Origin of the sequence: Zoogloea sp. (assembly GCF_041911615.1) — a bacterium.
Taxonomy (GTDB): Bacteria; Pseudomonadota; Gammaproteobacteria; order Burkholderiales; family Rhodocyclaceae; genus Zoogloea.
On sequence record NZ_JAYROR010000040.1, the window covers coordinates 1 to 17,848 of the forward strand.

Annotated in this window: 13 protein-coding genes and 1 pseudogene; 13 read left to right on the forward strand and 1 reads right to left on the reverse strand. The window is 70.9% G+C overall.

Going from position 1 to position 17,848, the window contains the following annotated elements; genetic code table 11:
* The 6 genes and pseudogenes from mutL to ACE3P2_RS04725 all read left to right on the forward strand — a co-directional run.
* A pseudogene (mutL, locus tag ACE3P2_RS04700) lies at positions 1–617 on the forward strand (DNA mismatch repair protein MutL); the annotation flags it as partial.
* 69 nt (positions 618–686) lie between these two features.
* The gene (locus ACE3P2_RS04705) at positions 687–1,406 is read left to right on the forward strand and encodes a pseudouridine synthase (RefSeq protein WP_374261595.1); all 720 of its coding nucleotides are present in this window, start codon (positions 687–689) and stop codon (positions 1,404–1,406) included.
* An 11-nt stretch (positions 1,407–1,417) separates the two neighbouring features.
* A complete protein-coding gene (locus tag ACE3P2_RS04710; RefSeq protein WP_374261598.1) occupies positions 1,418–2,572 on the forward strand; it encodes a pseudouridine synthase in 1,155 nt (384 codons plus the stop codon).
* Between the two features lie 26 nt (positions 2,573–2,598).
* Positions 2,599–3,177 carry a hypothetical protein gene (locus tag ACE3P2_RS04715; RefSeq protein WP_374261600.1) on the forward strand — a complete coding sequence of 193 codons (579 nt, stop codon included), beginning with the start codon at positions 2,599–2,601 and terminating at the stop codon, positions 3,175–3,177.
* 70 nt (positions 3,178–3,247) lie between these two features.
* Entirely contained in the window at positions 3,248–5,485 is a 2,238-nt protein-coding gene (locus ACE3P2_RS04720; protein ID WP_374261602.1) for an EAL domain-containing protein, read from the forward strand.
* Positions 5,457–7,547 carry an extracellular solute-binding protein gene (locus ACE3P2_RS04725; protein WP_374261604.1) on the forward strand — a complete coding sequence of 697 codons (2,091 nt, stop codon included), beginning with the start codon at positions 5,457–5,459 and terminating at the stop codon, positions 7,545–7,547. Before ACE3P2_RS04720 ends, ACE3P2_RS04725 begins: the two co-directional genes overlap by 29 nt.
* 6 nt (positions 7,548–7,553) lie before the next feature.
* Here the strand turns inward: ACE3P2_RS04725 and ACE3P2_RS04730 are convergent, their stop codons facing one another.
* The gene (locus ACE3P2_RS04730) at positions 7,554–9,167 is read right to left on the reverse strand and encodes a sensor histidine kinase (RefSeq protein ID WP_374261606.1); all 1,614 of its coding nucleotides are present in this window, start codon (positions 9,165–9,167) and stop codon (positions 7,554–7,556) included.
* A 132-nt stretch (positions 9,168–9,299) separates the two neighbouring features.
* On the opposite strand from ACE3P2_RS04730, the gene prfB reads away from it, so the two are divergent.
* The 7 genes from prfB to ACE3P2_RS04765 all read left to right on the forward strand — a co-directional run bounded on the left by prfB (position 9,300) and on the right by ACE3P2_RS04765 (position 17,835).
* A protein-coding gene (gene prfB / locus ACE3P2_RS04735) for a peptide chain release factor 2 (RefSeq protein ID WP_374261608.1) occupies positions 9,300–10,404 on the forward strand; the annotation gives its coding sequence in 2 pieces (ribosomal slippage) (positions 9,300–9,380 and positions 9,382–10,404; 1,104 coding nt in all).
* A 72-nt stretch (positions 10,405–10,476) separates the two neighbouring features.
* A complete protein-coding gene (locus ACE3P2_RS04740; RefSeq protein WP_374261609.1) occupies positions 10,477–11,742 on the forward strand; it encodes a hypothetical protein in 1,266 nt (421 codons plus the stop codon).
* A 4-nt stretch (positions 11,743–11,746) separates the two neighbouring features.
* Positions 11,747–13,102, forward strand: coding sequence for a hypothetical protein (locus ACE3P2_RS04745; protein WP_374261611.1), 1,356 nt, complete (start codon positions 11,747–11,749; stop codon positions 13,100–13,102).
* A complete protein-coding gene (locus ACE3P2_RS04750; protein ID WP_374261613.1) occupies positions 13,102–13,800 on the forward strand; it encodes a hypothetical protein in 699 nt (232 codons plus the stop codon). Before ACE3P2_RS04745 ends, ACE3P2_RS04750 begins: the two co-directional genes overlap by 1 nt.
* Before the next feature lie 5 nt (positions 13,801–13,805).
* Positions 13,806–16,334: an ATP-binding protein gene (locus ACE3P2_RS04755; RefSeq protein ID WP_374261615.1), complete on the forward strand. Its 2,529-nt coding sequence runs from the start codon at positions 13,806–13,808 to the stop codon at positions 16,332–16,334.
* Positions 16,331–16,612 carry a hypothetical protein gene (locus tag ACE3P2_RS04760; protein ID WP_374261616.1) on the forward strand — a complete coding sequence of 94 codons (282 nt, stop codon included), beginning with the start codon at positions 16,331–16,333 and terminating at the stop codon, positions 16,610–16,612. The genes ACE3P2_RS04755 and ACE3P2_RS04760 overlap by 4 nt, the downstream gene beginning before the upstream one ends.
* Positions 16,609–17,835: a hypothetical protein gene (locus tag ACE3P2_RS04765; RefSeq protein WP_374261618.1), complete on the forward strand. Its 1,227-nt coding sequence runs from the start codon at positions 16,609–16,611 to the stop codon at positions 17,833–17,835. Before ACE3P2_RS04760 ends, ACE3P2_RS04765 begins: the two co-directional genes overlap by 4 nt.
* Positions 17,836–17,848: the final 13 nt, after the last annotated feature.

Sequence of the window (17,848 nt, forward strand, 5' to 3'; positions counted from 1 at the left end):
AGCCCGCCACGCCGACCCTGCCCGCCGGCGACCTCGCCCCGCCCCTGGGCTACGCGGTGGCCCAGCTCCACGGCGTGTACATCCTGGCCCAGAACGAAACCGGCCTGATCGTCGTGGACATGCACGCGGCCCACGAACGCATCCTCTACGAACGCCTCAAAACCGTGCTCGACGGCACCCCCGGCGTGCAGCGCCTGTTGATCCCCGCGGTGTTCGGCGTCGGCGCCAAGGACATGGCCACCGCCGAGGAACACGCGGCGCTGCTCGAACGCATGGGCTTCGAGATCGGCCCCGCCGGCCCGTCGGAACTGGCCGTGCGCAGCGTGCCGGCCCTGCTCGCCCGCGCCCCGGTGGCCGAGCTGATCCGCGCCCTCCTCACCGAACTGCGCGACTACCCGGCCAGCGAGGTCGTCACCGCCCGCCGCAACGAACTCCTCGCCACCATGGCCTGCCACGGCGCGGTGCGCGCCAACCGCAGCCTCACCCTGCCCGAGATGAACGCCCTGCTGCGCGAGATGGAAGCCACCGAGCGCGCCGACCAGTGCAACCACGGCCGCCCGACCTGGACCCAGCTGTCGATGGCCGACCTGGACAAACTGTTCCTGCGCGGTCGCTGAGGCATCGGCGGTTGCCGATCCCGCCCTTCACGACGACAATATAGGGTTACTCAAGCCTTACCCACCGTCGTGAAACTCGAACGCATCCTCCAGAACCAGGGCTTCGGCAGCCGGCGCCAGTGCCGGCAGCTCGTCGAATTGGGCGAAGTCCGCATCGCCGGCGAAGTCGTCGACGACCCCGGCCGCGAAATCCCCACCGCCGGCCTCGTCTTCGAAGTCGAAGGCGAAGCCTGGGCCTATCGCGAGAAGACCTACCTCGCCCTCCACAAGCCCGCCGGCTTCGAGTGCTCCCACGAGCCCAAGCACCACCGCGGCGTCTATTCGCTGCTGCCCCACCAGCTCGTCGCCCGCAACGTCCAGAGCGTCGGCCGGCTCGACGTGGATACCACCGGACTGCTGCTGTTTTCCGATGACGGTGCCTTCATCCACAACCTGTCGTCGCCCAAGAAGCACGTCCCCAAGATCTACCGCGCCGAACTCGCCGAGGACGGCACCGACGCGCTCGTCGAGCGCCTGCTGGCCGGCGTCAGCCTGATCGACGAGCCGCAGCCGGTGTGCGCGCTGTCCGCCCGTCTGCTCGCGCCGCGCACCCTCGAAATGTCCGTCGACCTGGGCAAGTACCACGTCGTCAAGCGCATGATCGCCGCCGCCGGCAACCACGTGGACACACTCCACCGTCACGGCTTCGGCGGCCTCGCGCTGGGCGAAGGCGTCCTCGCCGGCCTGGCCGAAGGCGAATGGGTCTACCTCGAAGCGGCCGACCTCCAACAACTGCATCCCGCTGCCTGAAAGGGCCCGCCATGACCGATACGCCCCGCCGCCGCCCGCCCCTGCCGACCCGCGAAGGCACGCTCAAGCTCAAGACCCGCGCCCCCGCCGGCGACACCCCTGCCGACAACGCCGCCACGCCCGCCACACCGCCGGCCTGGCGCAAGCGCGGCAAGGCCTCCTACCCCGATCAGACGAACGCCGAATCGCCCCGCCGCAACCGCGCCGACGACGCCCGTCCGCCCCGCGAGGATCGTCCGCCGCGTCCGTTCGGCGACCGTCCGCCCCGGCGCGACGACGACCGTCCGTCCCGCCCCTACGGCGAGCGCAGTGCCGACGACCGCGGCCCGCGCCGCGAAGGCGAGCGTCCGGCCACCGACCGCCCGCCGCGCCACGAGCGCAAGCCATGGACCGGCGAGCCGCGCCCCGCGCCCCAGCCTTCGCCGCTGCGTGACGACGGCTCGATTCGTCTCTCCAAGCGCATGACCGAGCTGGGCCTGTGCTCCCGCCGCGAGGCCGACGAGTACATCGAAAAGGGCTGGGTCCGCGTGGATGGCCGCGTCGTCAGCGAGCTGGGCGCCCGGGTCCAGCCGGGTCAGGCGGTCGAGCTCGACCGCCGCGGCCAGACCGCTCAGGACAGCCGCGTGACGATCCTCCTCAACAAGCCGGTCGGCTACGTCTCCGGCCAGGCCGAGGATGGCTACCAGCCCGCCAGCGTGCTGATCACCGCCGAGAACCGCTGGGCCGAGGACCCGTCGGAGAACCGCTATCTCAACAGCCACCACCGCGGCCTCGCCCCGGCCGGTCGGCTCGACATCGACTCCATCGGCCTGCTGGTGTTCACCCAAGACGGTCGCGTCGCCCGCGCCCTGATCGGCGACGACTCCAGCATCGAGAAGGAATACCACGTGCGCGTCGAGGGCACGCTGTCGGAGGACGGGCTCAAGCTCCTCAACCACGGCCTGACCCTCGATGGCGACGCCCTGCGCCCGGCCAAGGTCAGCTGGCTCAACGAGGACCAGCTGCGCTTCGTGCTGCGCGAAGGCAAGAAGCGCCAGATCCGCCGCATGTGCGAACTCGTCGGTCTCAAGGTGGTCGGTCTCAAGCGCGTCCGCATCGGACGTGTCATGCTTGGTAACCTGCCCCCCGGACAATGGCGCTACCTGGGCGCAAACGAAGTATTCTAGGCGCCCGTCATTCAATCGAAGCTCCCATGCGCCTGCTGCCGATCCTCCGTCGAATCGTCCTCCCGGCACTGCTCGGCCTCGCCGCCGGCAGCGTCTGGGCCGACGACGACAAGCGCTACGAAGGCCTCCTGCTGCCCGAGGACTTCGCCGGGCCGATCTCGGTCACCATCGAACTGCGCGATCTGCACGGCGTGCTGGTCGGCCGGGTCAAGGCGGGCTCGCCCATTTCGGGCGTGGCATCGGTCAGCACCGGCGAGATGCAGGGCGACCGCTGCGACTTCACCGTGCCCTTCAACGCCAGCACGGTGATGCGCTTCGTGGGCAACTGCAAGACCGCCGCCTTCGATGGCAAGTACTACCTGCTCGGCCGCCGCGATGCCGGCGGACGCGGCAGTTTCCGCCTGATGAGCAAGGAGCCCGACAAGGACGAGGACAAGCAGGACGGCCCGCGCCCGGCCGTCATCACCACCTCGGTCACCGATTGCATCAACGCCAACAGCCGCTGCCTGCTGGCCTGCCCGCAGGGCGACTACAACACCGAATTCCTCTGTTCGAACCGCTGCCGCAGCAAGTACAGGGCCTGCAAGAAAGCCGCCACGCCCTGACAAGCTAAAGTCCCCGCCCGCGCGGCCGTCAACGTCTTTCGCAGTCACTCATCATGCATCAGGAGGCCCGGTGGTCGAGGAACAAGACGACATCCTGTTCTGCAGCGAGGACAACGAAACCCAGGCCAGCCTGCCCGGCTGGAAGGTGCTGATCGTCGACGACGAGGACGACGTCCACCGCGCCACCGTCTTCGCGATGCGCAACCTCCTGGTTGCCGGCCGGCCCCTCGAATTCCTGCACGCCCACAGCGCCGCCGAAGCCCGCACGCTGCTCGCCAACGAAACCGGCATCGCGGTGGTGCTGCTCGACGTGGTGATGGAAAAGGTCGACGCCGGCCTCGAACTGGTGCGTGACATCCGCGACCGCCTCAACCTGCTGGAAGTGCGCATCATCCTGCGCACCGGCCAGCCCGGTTACGCCCCCGAGATGGAAGTCGTCCGCGACTACGACATCAACGACTACAAGACCAAGGCCGAGCTGACCCGCATCAAGCTGTACACCACGCTCACCGCGGCGATCCGCTCGTACAACCAGCTCCACGTGATCTCGGCGAGCCGGCGTGGCCTCGACCTGATCGTGCGCGGCAGCGCCCGTCTGCTGGCGGAGCACAGCATCGGCGACTTCGCCGCCGGCGTCATCACCCAAATCACCGGTCTGCTGGGCCTGCCGCCGGAAGGCCTGATCATCACCCGACGCCAGGACAGCGAGCCGATCAGCGCGAGCGGGCTGCGGGTGGTCGCCGCCGCCGGACGTTACGCCGGTCTGCTCGGCCAGCCGCTCAACCGCCTCGACGACGACGAGGCGCGCGACATGTTGCTGCGCAGCCTGGATACCGAAGTCAGCCTGTTCAACGAGCGGCGCACGGTGTTGCTGCTGGGAGCCCACTCCGGCATGCAGATGGCCGCCTACATCGACACCGCGGCCCCCATCGACGACACCGACCACCAGCTCATCGAGGTCTTCTGCGCCAACATGGCGGTGTGCCTGGACAACCTCGACCTGCTCGCCCAACTCAACGCCTCGGCTTTCGTCGACCCGCAGCTCAAGCTCCCCAACCGCACCCGGCTGGTCCAGGAAATCGACCACCGCCGCCGTCACGGCAACACCGACGACCTGCTGGTCCTGCTCAACCTGGACCACTTCTCCGAGACCAACGAAGCCCTGGGCCACCCCTACGGCGACCGCATCCTGCGCGCCGTGGCCGACCGCCTGCTCGAACACAGCGCCAGCCGCGTGCTCGTCGCACGGGTTCACGGCGACACCTTCGGCCTGCTCGGCGCGGCCCGCCTGCTGCAGCCCGAGGCCGTCATCGCGCTGTTCGACGACCCCTTCGAAATCGACCACACCGAGCAGATGCTCTCGGCCAGCCTCGGCTGCGTCGCCCTGGCCGACGTGCCCGGCGACGGCCTCGAGACCATCAAGAACGCCAGCATCGCCCTCAAGCGCGCCAAGGCCGTCGGCCGCGGCAGTTACTGCTACTACGACCGGGAGATGGGCATCGAGGTGCAGGAGCGCGTGCGCCTGCTGCGCAACCTGCGCAACGCCTTCCAGCACGATCGCCTGTTCCTGTGCTACCAGCCCCAGATCGACCTGGCCAGCGGCCGCGTCATCGGCGCCGAGGCCCTGCTGCGCTGGAAGGCCGAAAGCGGCGAGCTGATCCCGCCCGAGCGCTTCATCGCCATCGCCGAATACTCCGGCCTCATCATCAACATCGGGCAATGGGTGCTGCGCAACGCCTGCCACCGCCAGACCAGCCTGGCCGCCGCCGGCTTTACCGGCTTCCGCATGGCGGTCAATGTGTCGCTGGCGCAGTTCCGCCACCCGCGTTTCCTGCAGGTGCTGCAGGAAGCCATCGCCGACACCGGCATCGACCCGACCCTGCTCGAACTCGAGATCACCGAATCCATGGCGATGCTCGAACCCGACTACATCGCCGGCGTGATCCGCGACATCAAGGCCCTGGGCGTCAGCGTGGCGGTGGACGACTTCGGCACCGGCTTCTCGTCCCTGTCCTACCTGCAGCGCCTCGACGTCGATCGGCTGAAGATCGACCGGGCCTTCGTCACCGCGCTCCAGGCCGCCGGCAACCCCGGCGAAAGCATCGCCCAGACCGTCGTCCAGCTCGGCCGCAACCTCGGGCTCGCCGTCATCGCCGAAGGCGTCGAGACCGATGCCCAGGCCCACAGCCTGCGCGCGATGGGCTGCCACGAAGCCCAGGGCTACCTGTTCGCCCGCCCGATGGAGAGCGCCGACCTGGCCGCCTGGCTGGCGCAGCAGCGTGCCGACGGCATCCCGCCCGCGGCCTGAGCGCGCCGGCCGCCACGCGGCACGCCTCGGCCTGCTCCTGATCGCCCTCGTCGTCGGCGCCACCGCCGCGCGGGCCGACGACAGCCGCACCGTCCGCCTCGCCGCCGTCGAACGCGAACCCTACGCCGCCGCCAACCTGCCCGATCAGGGCTACGTGCCCGAACTCGTCACCGCCGCCTTCGCCCGCAGCGGCTACCGCGTCCACATCACCTTCTACCCCCCCGACCGCGCCCGCCGCATGGCCCTCGACGGCGAGGTGGACGGCTGGATGCCGGTGCATGCCGACAGCGCCATGCGCGACGCCTTCGCCCTCTCCGCCCCCTTCCCGGGCGACCACGTCGGCCTGCTCAAGCGCAAGGAGACGCCGATCCGCCTGCGTGCGGACGCCGCCCGCCAGCCCGCCGCGGCGCTGCTCGAACTGGGCGGACATCGCTTCGGCCTCACCCGCGGCAGCCTCTCCGGCGCAGCCGCCGACGCCGTCGCGCCACTGCAGAAGGAGCTCGTCGCCCGCGATCTGCAGAACCTCGACAAGCTCGCCAACCGTCGCATCGACCTCGTCGTCATCGACAAGTACATGGCCGCCGATCTCATGGCGCTGCAGCGGCCCCAGTACATCGGCAAGCTCGAATTCCTGTCGCCAGCGCTGTTCCCGGCGCCCTTCCACGTCGCCTTCGCCTCCTCGCGCCCCGACCAGGCCGGGCTGCGCAAGGCCTTCGACGCCGGCCTCGCCGCCCTCGAGAAGGACGGCAGCCTCGCCCGCATCCTCGCCCGCCACGGCCTCGCCACGCCCGCCGCGCCCCGGGGCAACGGCGTCCGACTGACCATCGGCACCGTCAACAACCGCGAGATGCAGGTCATGCAGCGCCTGTCGAAGCGCTTCGAGCAGAGCCATCCGGGCATCACCCTCGAATGGCGGGTGCTCGAGGAGAACATCCTGCGCCGCCGCACCCTCAGCGACCTCGCCATCGGAGACGGCCAGTTCGACGTGGTCACCATCGGTCCCAACGAAGCGCAGACCTGGCACCGCGGCTGGCTCGCCCCGATCGGTCCGCTGCCCGGCGGCTACGACCTCGCCGACGTCCTGCCCAGCGTGCGCGAGCTGCTCACCGTCGACGGCACCCTCTACGCGCTGCCGTTCTACGCCGAAAGCTCGATGACCTACTACCGCACCGACCTGTTCCGCGAGGCCGGCCTGGTCATGCCGGCGCAGCCCACGGTGCAGGACATCCAGCGCTTCGCCCACGCCCTGCACCGCCCCGAGCGCCGGCAATACGGCATCTGCCTGCGCGGCCGGCCGGGCTGGGGCGAGAACCTGGCCATCGTCGGCACCCTGGTCAATACCTTCGGCGGCCGCTGGCTGCGGCCCGACTGGACGCCCGAGATCGACTCCCCCGAATGGAGCCGGGCGATCGGCTGGTATCTGGACGTGCTGCGCAGCTTCGGCCCGCCCAAGCCCGAACAGAACGGCTTCAACGAATCGCTCCGGCTCTTCGCCGATGGCCACTGCGCCATCTGGATCGACGCCACCGTCGCCGCCGGCAGCCTCTACAACCGGCGCGAATCGAAGGTTGCCACCCACCTGGGCTACGCCGCCGCGCCCATCGCCGAAACCCCGAAGGGCGCCCACTGGCTGTGGACCTGGGCGCTTGCCATCCCCGCCTCCACCCCCCGCCAGCAAGCTGCCCAGGCCTTCGTTGCCTGGGCCACCTCGAAGGACTACATCCGCCTCGTCGCGGCCACCGAGGGCTGGGTCGCGGCGCCACCGGGCACCCGCCGATCCACCTACGCCAATCCCGATTACAAGACCGCCGCGCCATTCGCCGACTTCGTGCTCGACGCCCTGGTCAGCGCCGACCCACGCGCACCCACCGCAAAGCCGGTGCCCTACACCGGCATCCAGGTGCTGTCGATTCCCGAGTTTCCGGCCATCGGCAACCAGGTCGGCCAGGAGATCGCCCTCGCCCTGAAAGGCGGCCAGAGCGCCGCCCAGGCCCTGCGCCGGGCCCAGCAGGCGACCTACAAACAGATGCGCGATTCCGGCTACTACCCCGAAAGCCCCTAGCCGCGCTCAGGATGCCGGCCGCTGCGGCGCCAGCCGCGGAATCGTCACGGTGAATACCGTCCCCTGCCCCACTTCGCTGCTCACCTCGATGTGTCCGCCAAGCAGCCCCATCACGATGTTGCGCGCGATGTGCAGCCCCAGCCCCGACCCACCCTGCCCCAAGCGGGTCGTGAAGAAGGGCTCGAAGATGCGCCGGCGCACTTCCGCCGCCATGCCGACGCCGTCGTCGCGCACCGCCAGCACCACCAACCCGTCCTCGCCGGGGCGGGCCGAGATCGTCACGCAGCCCGCCTCCCGACCGGCAAAACCGTGGGTCAGCGCGTTGAGCACCAGGTTGGTGAGCACCTGCCCGAGCGGCCCCGGAAAACTGTCCATGCTCACCTCGGCCACGTCGGTCTCGATCTGGAAAGGCGTGTGGTTGAAGCGCGGCCGTACCATGATCATCACCTCGCCCACCACCTCCGCCAGGGCGAAGTTGCGCCGCATGTCGGTGGTCTGATCCACCGCCAGCTGCTTGAGGCCGCGCACCAGATCGGCCGCCTTGGTCACGTTGCGCTGCAGGATGTCCTGCCCCTCGCGCGCCTCGTTCAGGTGGCGCTCCAGGTCCGAGCGCCGCAGGGTGTTGCCGGCCACCCGCCGCTCCAGTTCGGCAAGCAGATCCTCGAGGGTCGTCACCACCGTCATCGCGTTGCCCAGCGGCGTGTTCAACTCGTGGGCGACGCCCGCCACCAGACTGCCGAGCGAGGCCAGCTTCTCAGCCTCGATCAGCCCGCTCTGGGTCTTCTTCAACGCCTCCAGCGCGCCGCGCAGCTCGTCGTTGGCTTTCGAGAGCGCCTCGGTGCGCTCGGCCACCCGCTGCTCGAGCAGGGCCGACTGGGCCTGCAGTTCGCGGTTCTTGCCCTGCAGGTCCTCGAAGGCCCCCAGCAGCGCCACCCGCATGTTTTCCAGTGCCGTCGCCACGCCACCCAGCTCGTCGTCGCGCAGCGGACGGATCGCGCGGCTCAGGTCGCCGGTGGACAGCCCCCGCGCCGCCGCGGCCAGCGCCTCCATCGGCTGCAACAGGCGGCGCTGCAGGAAGAACATCATCAGCGCCCCGCCCAGCAGCAGCATCGCCACCGTGATGAGCAAGGTCCGACGCACCGCGTCACCGGCCAGCGCCAGGTAGGGCGACACCGTCATCGCCACCGTCACCCGACCGATCATCGCGCCGTTGGCCTCGATGTTCTCGACCCGATGCAGCACCGCCCCCGGCGCCACCGCGTCGCCCCGCGCGTACTCGACAAACGGACGACCGCTCGCCTCGTCGGTCACCGTCACCGCGACGATGCGGGGATCGTCGGCGGCAAGCGCCTCGACGATCCCCTCGGCGCTGTCGCGGGCGTAATCCCACAGCTGCCCCTGCATCGTGAGCGCCAGCACGCGGGTCATGCGCTCCAGGTCGCGGGCGAGGTCGGCCCGGGCACGCTCCTCGCCGAGAAAACGCTCGATGGCGAAGGTCGTCGCGCCGGTCGCCGCCAGGCCGAGCAGCACCGCCAGCAGGGCGATCGACCGCACCCGGGCGATCCACAGGCGACCCGCCCGCCCGCCGGCAGGCCGCTGCTCGATAGATGTTCCGCTCATGTTCAACCCCGTCGGTCCATTCCAGAAGCCTAGCACGCCGGCGCGGGCCCGGCGGGGCACATCGCCCGCCGGGCCCGCGCCGGAAGCTGATGATATAATGTGAAGTTTTCCCGCACCGCCAGGGCCCCGATCATGGAAGCAGAACGCCTCAACGCCATCTCCAACAAGCTCGCCGACCTGAAAGCCCGGGAGCTCGAACTTCGGAGGTATCTTTGACTACGATTCCAAGGCTGAAAAGCTGATCGAAGTCAGCAAGCAACTCGAAGACCCGGACATCTGGAACGACGCCGCCCGCGCCCAGGAGCTGGGCAAGGAAAAGAAAACCCTCGAAGCGGTCGTCGTCAACCTGCAGGAAATCGAACAAGGCCTCGCCGACGGCAAGGATCTGTTCGAACTCGCCTCGATGGAAGAGGACGAGGACACCATGCAGTCGGTCGAAGCCGACGTCGCGACCCTCGAAGGCCGTGTCGGCGAGCTCGAATTCCGCCGCATGTTCAACAACCCGATGGACGGCAACGCCTGCTTCATCGAAATCCAGTCCGGCGCCGGCGGCACCGAAGCCCAGGACTGGGCCGGCATGCTCGAGCGCATGTACCTGCGCTACTGCGAGCGCAAGGGCTTCCAGGTCGAACTGCTCGAAGAGTCCGAAGGCGAAGTGGCCGGCATCAAGAGCGCCACGATCAAGGTCGGTGGCGAATACGCCTACGGCTTCCTGCGCACCGAGACCGGCATCCACCGCCTCGTCCGCAAGAGCCCCTTCGACTCCAACGCCCGCCGCCACACCAGCTTCACCTCGGTGTTCGTCTACCCCGAGGTCGACGACTCCATCGAGATCGAGATCAACCCGGCCGACGTGCGCACCGACACCTACCGCGCTTCCGGCGCCGGCGGCCAGCACATCAACAAGACCGACTCGGCGGTGCGCCTGACCCACATCCCCACCGGCATCGTCGTGCAGTGCCAGAACGACCGTTCCCAGCACCGCAACAAGGACGAAGCCTGGTCGATGCTGCGCGCCCGGCTCTACGAACTCGAGCTGCGCAAGCGCCAGAGCGAGCAGCAGAAGCTCGAAGACTCCAAGAGCGACATCGGCTGGGGCCACCAGATCCGCTCCTACGTGCTCGACCAGTCGCGCATCAAGGATCTGCGCACCAACTACGAAGTCGGCAACACCCAGGCCGTGCTCGACGGCGACCTGGACGGCTTCATCCAGGCCAGCCTCAAACAGGGCGTCTGATCCCGGCGGAGGGGGCCGTCGGCCCTCTCCCCGTCCGGTCGCCCGGGCGCCTCACCTCCTCCGGATTCCCCCATGTCGCGTCTCCTCGCCTGGCTCTGCGCAGTCGTCCTGCTGCTGGCCGGCGGCGCCCTGTTCGTCGCCGTTCGCGCCCTCGAGGCCCAACCCCTCGTGCAGGGCGGCGAGGCTCTCTCGCCCGCCGCCATCGCCCGCGCCAAGGATCTCCTGCGCCGCAACGACCCACGCCGGTTGACGCCCAACGCCACCCGCGAAGTACGCATCGCCGGGCCGGATCTCGAAACCCTGCTCAACTTCGCGGCGCGCCGCGGCATCCGTGGCAGCGCCGCGCTGCAGCTTCGCGAAGGCGGCGCCGACGTGCAGTACACCGCCGCGCTGCCCGCCCTGCCGGGCATCGCCAGCCTCGGGCGCTACCTCAACGTCAGCGCCCAGCTCGGCGTCAGCGGCCGCCAGCTCGCCATCGAACAGGTCCGCGTCGGCCGCGTGCCCCTGCCGGGCGCGCTGTTCCAGCTGCTGCTCGACCAGTACGTGCGCCACACCGACCTCGCGCCCGGTGTCGCCCTGCTGCGCCAGAGCATCGCGCAGGTCGCGGTAACCCCTCGCGACGTCGCCATCACCTATGTCTGGCGACCGGAACTGCTCGACTCGGCGCGCGCCCTGGCCATCGGCCCGGCCGAACGCCAGCGCCTCGCCGCCGCCTGGCAGCGACTCGTCGACGCCACCGCCCACGTCGCACCGGGCAGCCGCAGCGCGCCCCTCGCCGCCGTGCTCGGCCCGCTGCTGCGCGACGCCGGCAACGCCGCCCGCCCCGGCGAGCGCAGCCAGGCCTACCGCGACGCGCTGTTCGCCACCGCACTGCACCTGTCGGGCAAGAACATCGCCGTGCTGATTCCCGAAGCCGCGCGCTGGCCGCGTCCCCGCCCGCTCACCCTGACCCTGCGCGAGCGCGGCGACCTCGCCCAGCACTTCGTGATCTCCGCCGCCATCGCCGCCGCCGCCGGCGAACCGCTGGCCCAGGCCGCCGGCCTCGAAAAGGAAATCGCCGACGCGAACGGCGGCAGCGGCTTCTCCTTCGTCGATCTCGCCGCCGACCGCGCCGGCACCCGCCTCGGCCAGCTCGCCGCGCGCGATCCCGAACGCCTCGCCGCTGCGCTAGCCGCCGGGATCGGCGACGCGGCCCTGCTGCCGCCCATCGACGGGCTGCCCGAGAACATGCAGGCCGACGAATTCCAGGCCCGCTTCGGCGGTGTGGACGCCCCGGCCTATCGCCAGATGCGCGACGAGATCGACCGCCGCATCGCCGCGCTCGCCCTGTTCCGCTGACCCCATGACCGACGCCCGCCTCGACGAACTGCTCGCCCCCGGCGTCGCCGCCGACGACGTGCCCGAGCTCGCCCCGCTGCTCGCCGCCCGCCCGCTGCTGGCCGCCTTCAGCACCCTCTTCCATGGCAGCGAAGCCGAAGTGCTGATGCGTCTGATGGTGCTGCGCGAGATCGGCCGCGAGAGCGAATCGCCGCGCTGGAGCCCCGAACAGTTGCGCCAGCGCTTCGCCTTCCTCGACCCGGTCAAGCTCGAAACCGCCCTGCGCCGGCTGCGCGGCAACGGCCTGCTCGAGATCGGCGACGACAGCCACTACGCCCTGTCCGACATCGGCCGCAACGCCGTCGCCGCGATCGGCATGCTCCTCAGCTTCGGCACCGAGGACGACCTGGAGCTGGGTTTCCTCACCGCCCAGCTGGCCGGCCTGCAGGCGGTCGGCAGCGTCACCCCCGAGGCGCTGGGCCACCTGCTGGGCAAGCTCAACGACCTCGCCTGGCACTTCGAGGACGCCATCGCCTCCGGCTCCGAATTTCGCATCGCCGACGCCCGCCGCAAGCTCTCCGCCAACATGCGCTGGATCGAGAAGGGCACCCAGGTCCTGCGCGCCCTGCTCGCCGACCCCGAAGTGCCCTTCGAGCTCGCCCGTGTCGCCCAGCGCATCGGCCTCGCCCAATCTCGCCTGGCCCGGGTCGACGCCGCCTTCCAGCGCGCCCTCAACAAGATCGAGGCCCAGCGCGTCACCCTTGGCGGCTCCGGCATTTCGTCCAGCGACGTGGCCCGCTGGCTGCGCGGACTCGATGCCCGCGCCCTCGCCGGCCTCGTCGGCGACGCCCTCGCCCCGGCCCCCGAGACCGTCTTCCTCGCCGGCGGCCACGAACTGCTCGACCGTGCCGAACTCGCCATGTCCGAGGACGCCCGCCGGATGGAGGCCGACACCGCGCTGCCGCCCGCCGAGGACGCCCCCGCCAACCGCGCGCCCGAGCAGGAAGACCTGCGCCTGCTGCAACACTTCAGCCAACGCCTCGCGCGCCTCACCGAGCCCGGCGCCGAACCCGCCACGCTGGCCCGGATGGTCGCCGGCGGCGGCTTCCCGTCGGCGAGCTACCGGCTCTCGCTGCTCGCCCTGCTGGCCGACGGCGGCGACGGCGGCCCCACCGACGGCCCGATCGGCGAATTCATGCGCCTGCCCCTCGACGTGCTGTTCGACGCCGCCACCGAAGCCGTCGGCGAAGACGAGATCGCGCGCATGTCCGCCGGCCTCGTCGGCGCCCGCGGCAGCCTGCCCGCCCCCGAAACCGTGCCGCAACTCGACGCCCTGCCCGCCGACGCGGACTTCGACGCAACCCAATCGCCCGCCGCCTGATGGAACACCAGATCCGCACCCTCACCGCCCGCCTGCTGGCCCACCGCAGCCTGCCGCGCACCGACCCGCAGGTGCGCCGCGCGCTGGTGGATGAAGCCTTCCGGGTCGATCTCGACGCCCGCCTCGGCGCTGTCGGCCTGCAGCTCATCGACAACCCCTACGCCGAGCACGTGGCCGTCGCCCTCGCCCCCGACGTGCACGAACCCGTGTTCGGCGCCAGCCGCGAATACGCCGCCAGCAACGCCGGCCTCACCCGCGACCAGCTCGCCCTGCTGGTGGTCATCTGGGCGCTCATCGTGCTGCCCAAGCGCGAGCGCCAGATCAACCGCCAGAAGCTCGCCGACGACGGCCAGGAAGACATGTTCGGCCAGGACGCCCCCCTGGAACACGGCGAGGAAGTCGCCGGCAGCATCGTGGAAGCCTCGCTGCTGGCCGACTTCGCGCCAGTGCTCGGCCACAAGACCTACGTCCAGGGCAAACTCCTGTCGCGCCTCGCCCAGCTCGGTTTCATCGAACGCCGCGGCGGCCTCATCCACGAAGGCCCGCTGCTCGACGTGCTGCTCGACTACCGCATCCTCGCCGACCGCATCATCTACGGCACCCTCGGCGAAGTGCTCGCCGAAGCCGGCCACCCGCCCCCCGAGCACGACGCCTTCGCCGCCTCCGAACCCGATCCCGACGACGACCCGACCGACTGACGCCCATGTTCCACATCAAGCAACTCGAACTGGTCCACTGGGATTACTGGCGCCGTTTCAGCCTGCCGCTCGACGCCCAGATCATCACCATCGTCGGCCCCAACGGCTCCGGCAAGACCACCCTGCTCGACGCCCTGCGCACGCTGTTCGGCCTGCGCTGTTCCGGCAAGCGCGACTTCCGCCGCTACGTACGCCGCGCCAACCGCAGCTTTGCGTGGATTCGCGCGGTGGTCGCCAACCGCCCCGGCAGCGCCGGCAAGCGGCCGTTCTTCCCGTGCCTCAAGGACGAAGTCACCCTCGCCTGCCGCATCCGCCGCGCCGGCGGCGACTGGACCCGCGACTACGCCATCGCCGACGGCGACGTGCCGATCGAAGCCCTCGAAGCCCGCGAAGACAAATCCATCGAATGGGTCGGCTACCGCGACTATCAGGCCCGCCTCGCCTGGGGCGGCCTCACCCCGGCCATCGCCAAGGTGCTGGCGCTGGAGCAGGGCGACACCGACAAGCTCTGCGAATACTCGCCAAAAGCGCTGCTCGAGCTCGTCTTCGACGTCTTCGGCGACAAGGAGGTGCTCGACAACTACGCCCTCGCCCGCGAGGAGCAGAACAACGCCGAACGGGAACTCGGCGCCCTCGGCCTCGATCTCGACCGCCTGCGCGCCCAGGCCGAAGCCAAGCGCCTCGAAGCCGACCGCTTCCTCGAATGGAAGCAGCTCGACGACGAGGCCCGCGCCCTGGCCACCGAGATCGTGCCACGCCTCGAAGCCACCGAACTCACCCGCGAGATCGCCCTCACCCGCGACGCCCTGGCCCGCGACAGCAGCGAACTGCAACGCGCCCGCGACGAACTCGAAACGCAGCAGCAACGCAGCGCCGCCGTCGAGCGCGAACGCGATGCCGCCGAGCGCGAGCGCAAGAGCGCGCGCAACGCTGAACTGGAAGCCGAGAAGGCCCACCTCGCCGCCCACGACGAAGTGCGCGACGCCGACAAGCTCATCGCCGAGCGCAACGCCCTGCGCGCGCGCCTCGCCCGCGAAGCCGGCGACGCCGCCGTGGACCTCGAAGCGGCCTACGCCAAGGCCGACGCCCGGCTGCTCCACCTGCAGCGCCAGGAACGCGAGGCCATCGCCACCTTCGAAGAAAAAACCGCCCAGCTACGCGCCGCCCGCGACAGTCGCGGCTCGCCCACCGACCCGGAAGTCCTGCGCTTTCGTGCCCGCCTCAAGGACGCCGGCATCGCCCACCGAGCGCTCGCCGAAATCGTCGAAGTCACCGACGCCGGCTGGCAGGGCGCCGTCGAAGCGGTGCTGCGCCCCTATCGCCACGTGCTGCTCCTAGAACGGGAGCAGGACCGCCACGCCGCCTGGGCGCTGGGTGAGGCCGAGCGCTTCCGCCATTTCATCGTCCCCGAACTGGAGCTCGCGCCGCCCGCCCCCGCCGGCTCGCTCGCCGAAGTGATCCGCTTCGCCGACGCCGTGCCACGCTGGCTCACCGACCTGCTCGGCCGCATCCAGCGCGTCGAGGACGCCGACGCCGCCCGCCGCCTGCCTCGCGAAACCGAGTGGATCACCCGCGACGGCTACCACCGCGAACGCCGCGGCGCCCGTCACCTCGGCAAGCCCGCCGAGTTCCACTTCGGCGAACTCGCCCGCAAGGCGCGCATGAAGCAATGCGAGGCCGACATGCACAGCATCGACGCCCGCCTGCGCGAACTGCGCCCGCAGCTCGACGCCGCCAAGGAGGAAGCCGACGCCCTGCGCGCCCGGCTGCACGGCATCGAGGCGGCCCAGCTCCTCAGCGCCCGCGCCGACGCCTTCTCCGCCGCCGAAGCCGGCCTGCCCGCCGCCCGTGCGCGCCTCACCGCCGCCATCGGCGAACGCGCCGACGCCAAGGGCGCGGTCGAAAAGCTCAACGAGCGCCTGCGCGGCATCGACATCGAACTCGACCGCCGCAAGCGCGACATCGGCGGCCTCGCCCGCCGCGTCAAGGAGCTCGCCGACGCCGCCGCCCCGGCCGCGGCGAACAGGCCCGCCGCATCCTGCGCCTGCGCCGGCTGCGCCGCGGCATGCCCGCCGCCTGGCGCGACACCGACGCCAACACCCTGCTCGCCGAGCGCTACGGCGACGCCCGCGGCGCCCGCGCCGAACTCGAACGCCTCAAGGTCCGCCTCGCCGACGGCGACTGGATCACCGACGACACCGTGCTCACCCTCGCCGCCCGCCTGCGCGCCGACGTGGCCGAGCGCGAACGCCAGTACCAGGAACGCGAGCGCCACTGCAACGCCGCCCGCCAGATCACCACCGAAGCCCGTGCCGCCTACATCGCCAAGCTGCGCGCCACCGTGCGCCAGTACGGCAAGAACCTGCGCGCCCTCGGCGAGCTCGCCAACGTGGACGTGGACTGCCCGATCCCGCATCTCGAGAACGACGACCGCGCCCTGTCCGCCGCCGGCCTCGAGGTGCGCTTCGACTTCGACCGCAAGGGCGCCGTCGGCCTCAACGATGGCGAAGCCTCCGGCGGCCAGCAGGTCATGAAATCCCTGATCCTGCTCATCGCCCTGCTGATGGACGAGGCCCGCCCCGGCGGCTTCGTGTTCATCGACGAGCCCTTCGCCCACCTGGACATCGCCAACATCGACCGGGTCGGCAGCTTCCTGCGCGCCACCCGTGCCCAATACCTCATCACCACCCCGGTCACCCACAACGCCAACGTCTTCGCCCCAGCCCAGCTCACCCTGGTCACCCGCAAGAAGAAACCCGGCGACGACTGGGCCCCACCCATCGGGCTCATCCAGCGCGCCGACTCGGCATGAGCCCCGCGGTGCCGCCCTGGGGCCCGCCGGACGCCCAGGGCATCCGCAGCTGCCGCCTCGACGACCCGCTGCGGGCCAGCCTCAAGGGCCAGCGGCGGTTGCGCTGCGGCACACCGCGGCCCCTCGAACTGGACGTGTGGCCCACCGACGAACGCCAGCTCCTGGCGGACTGGCTGCGCCGCGCCGATGCCCGCCCGCTCCGCCACGACGCGCTGCTGCGCAAGGCCGGCCCCGCCCGTGCCAGCCTCGCCGACCGTCTCGTCCAGCGCCTGCTCGGCGCCGGCGCGGTGGAAGTCGAGGAAGCTCAGGAGCGCGGCTACTGGAAGCTGCGCAGCGTGCGCTTCCTCGATCCCGCCCCCCTGCGCCGTCAGCTCGACCTGCCCGAGCCCGACGCCGACCGGCAAGCCTGGCGCAGCGCCAGCCAGCGCCGCTTCGATCACCCCGAACTCGACCAGGCCGCGCAAGGCCTCGACGACCTGCCGCCGGCCCGCGCCCTGGCCCGCCTCGCCCTGCTCGTGGCCCTCGAAGCCTGGCAGGCCGACGGCCGCAGCGGCACCTGGCGGGATTTCGCCCAGTTCGCCCGCGGCGACACCAAGCAGCTCAGCGACGCGGAGCGCAGCTGGCTCGAGGGCGCCCTCACCCTCGCCGACTTCCGCATCAGCGGCCACACCCCGCTGCTCCTGGTGCGCCTGCCCGCCACCCTCGCCCTCGGCGCCCGTCAGCTCGCCCTCGACGCCGCACCCGATTTCGCGGCGCTCACGCCCGCCACCGTCGCCGCCCTCACCGCCGCGACACCGCCCCCCCGCTGCTGGCGCCTCGTCGAGAACCGCACGAGCTTCGAACGGCTCGCACGTACCGCCGCACCCGACGACGCCGTGCTGTGGCTGCCCGGCTATCCGCCGTCGTGGTGGCGCCTCGCGGTGGGCCAGCTTCTGCACCACCTGCCCGCGCCCGCCTGGATCGCCTGCGACCCCGACCCCGACGGCGTCGCCATCGCGCTCCACGCCGGCGCGTTGTGGACGCAGCGGGGGCTCGGCTGGCAGGCCTGGAAAATGTCGCCCGCCGATCTGGAGCGTCTCCCGGCGCGACGGCCGCTGAGCGAACGGGACGAATGCCTCCTGGCCCGCCTCGCCGACGGGCCGGCCCTGCCGGCACCGCTCGACGCGCTGGTCGGCTGGATGCGCACGCGACGCGAAAAAGGCGAGCAGGAAGCACTCCTTTAACATCCGACCGCAC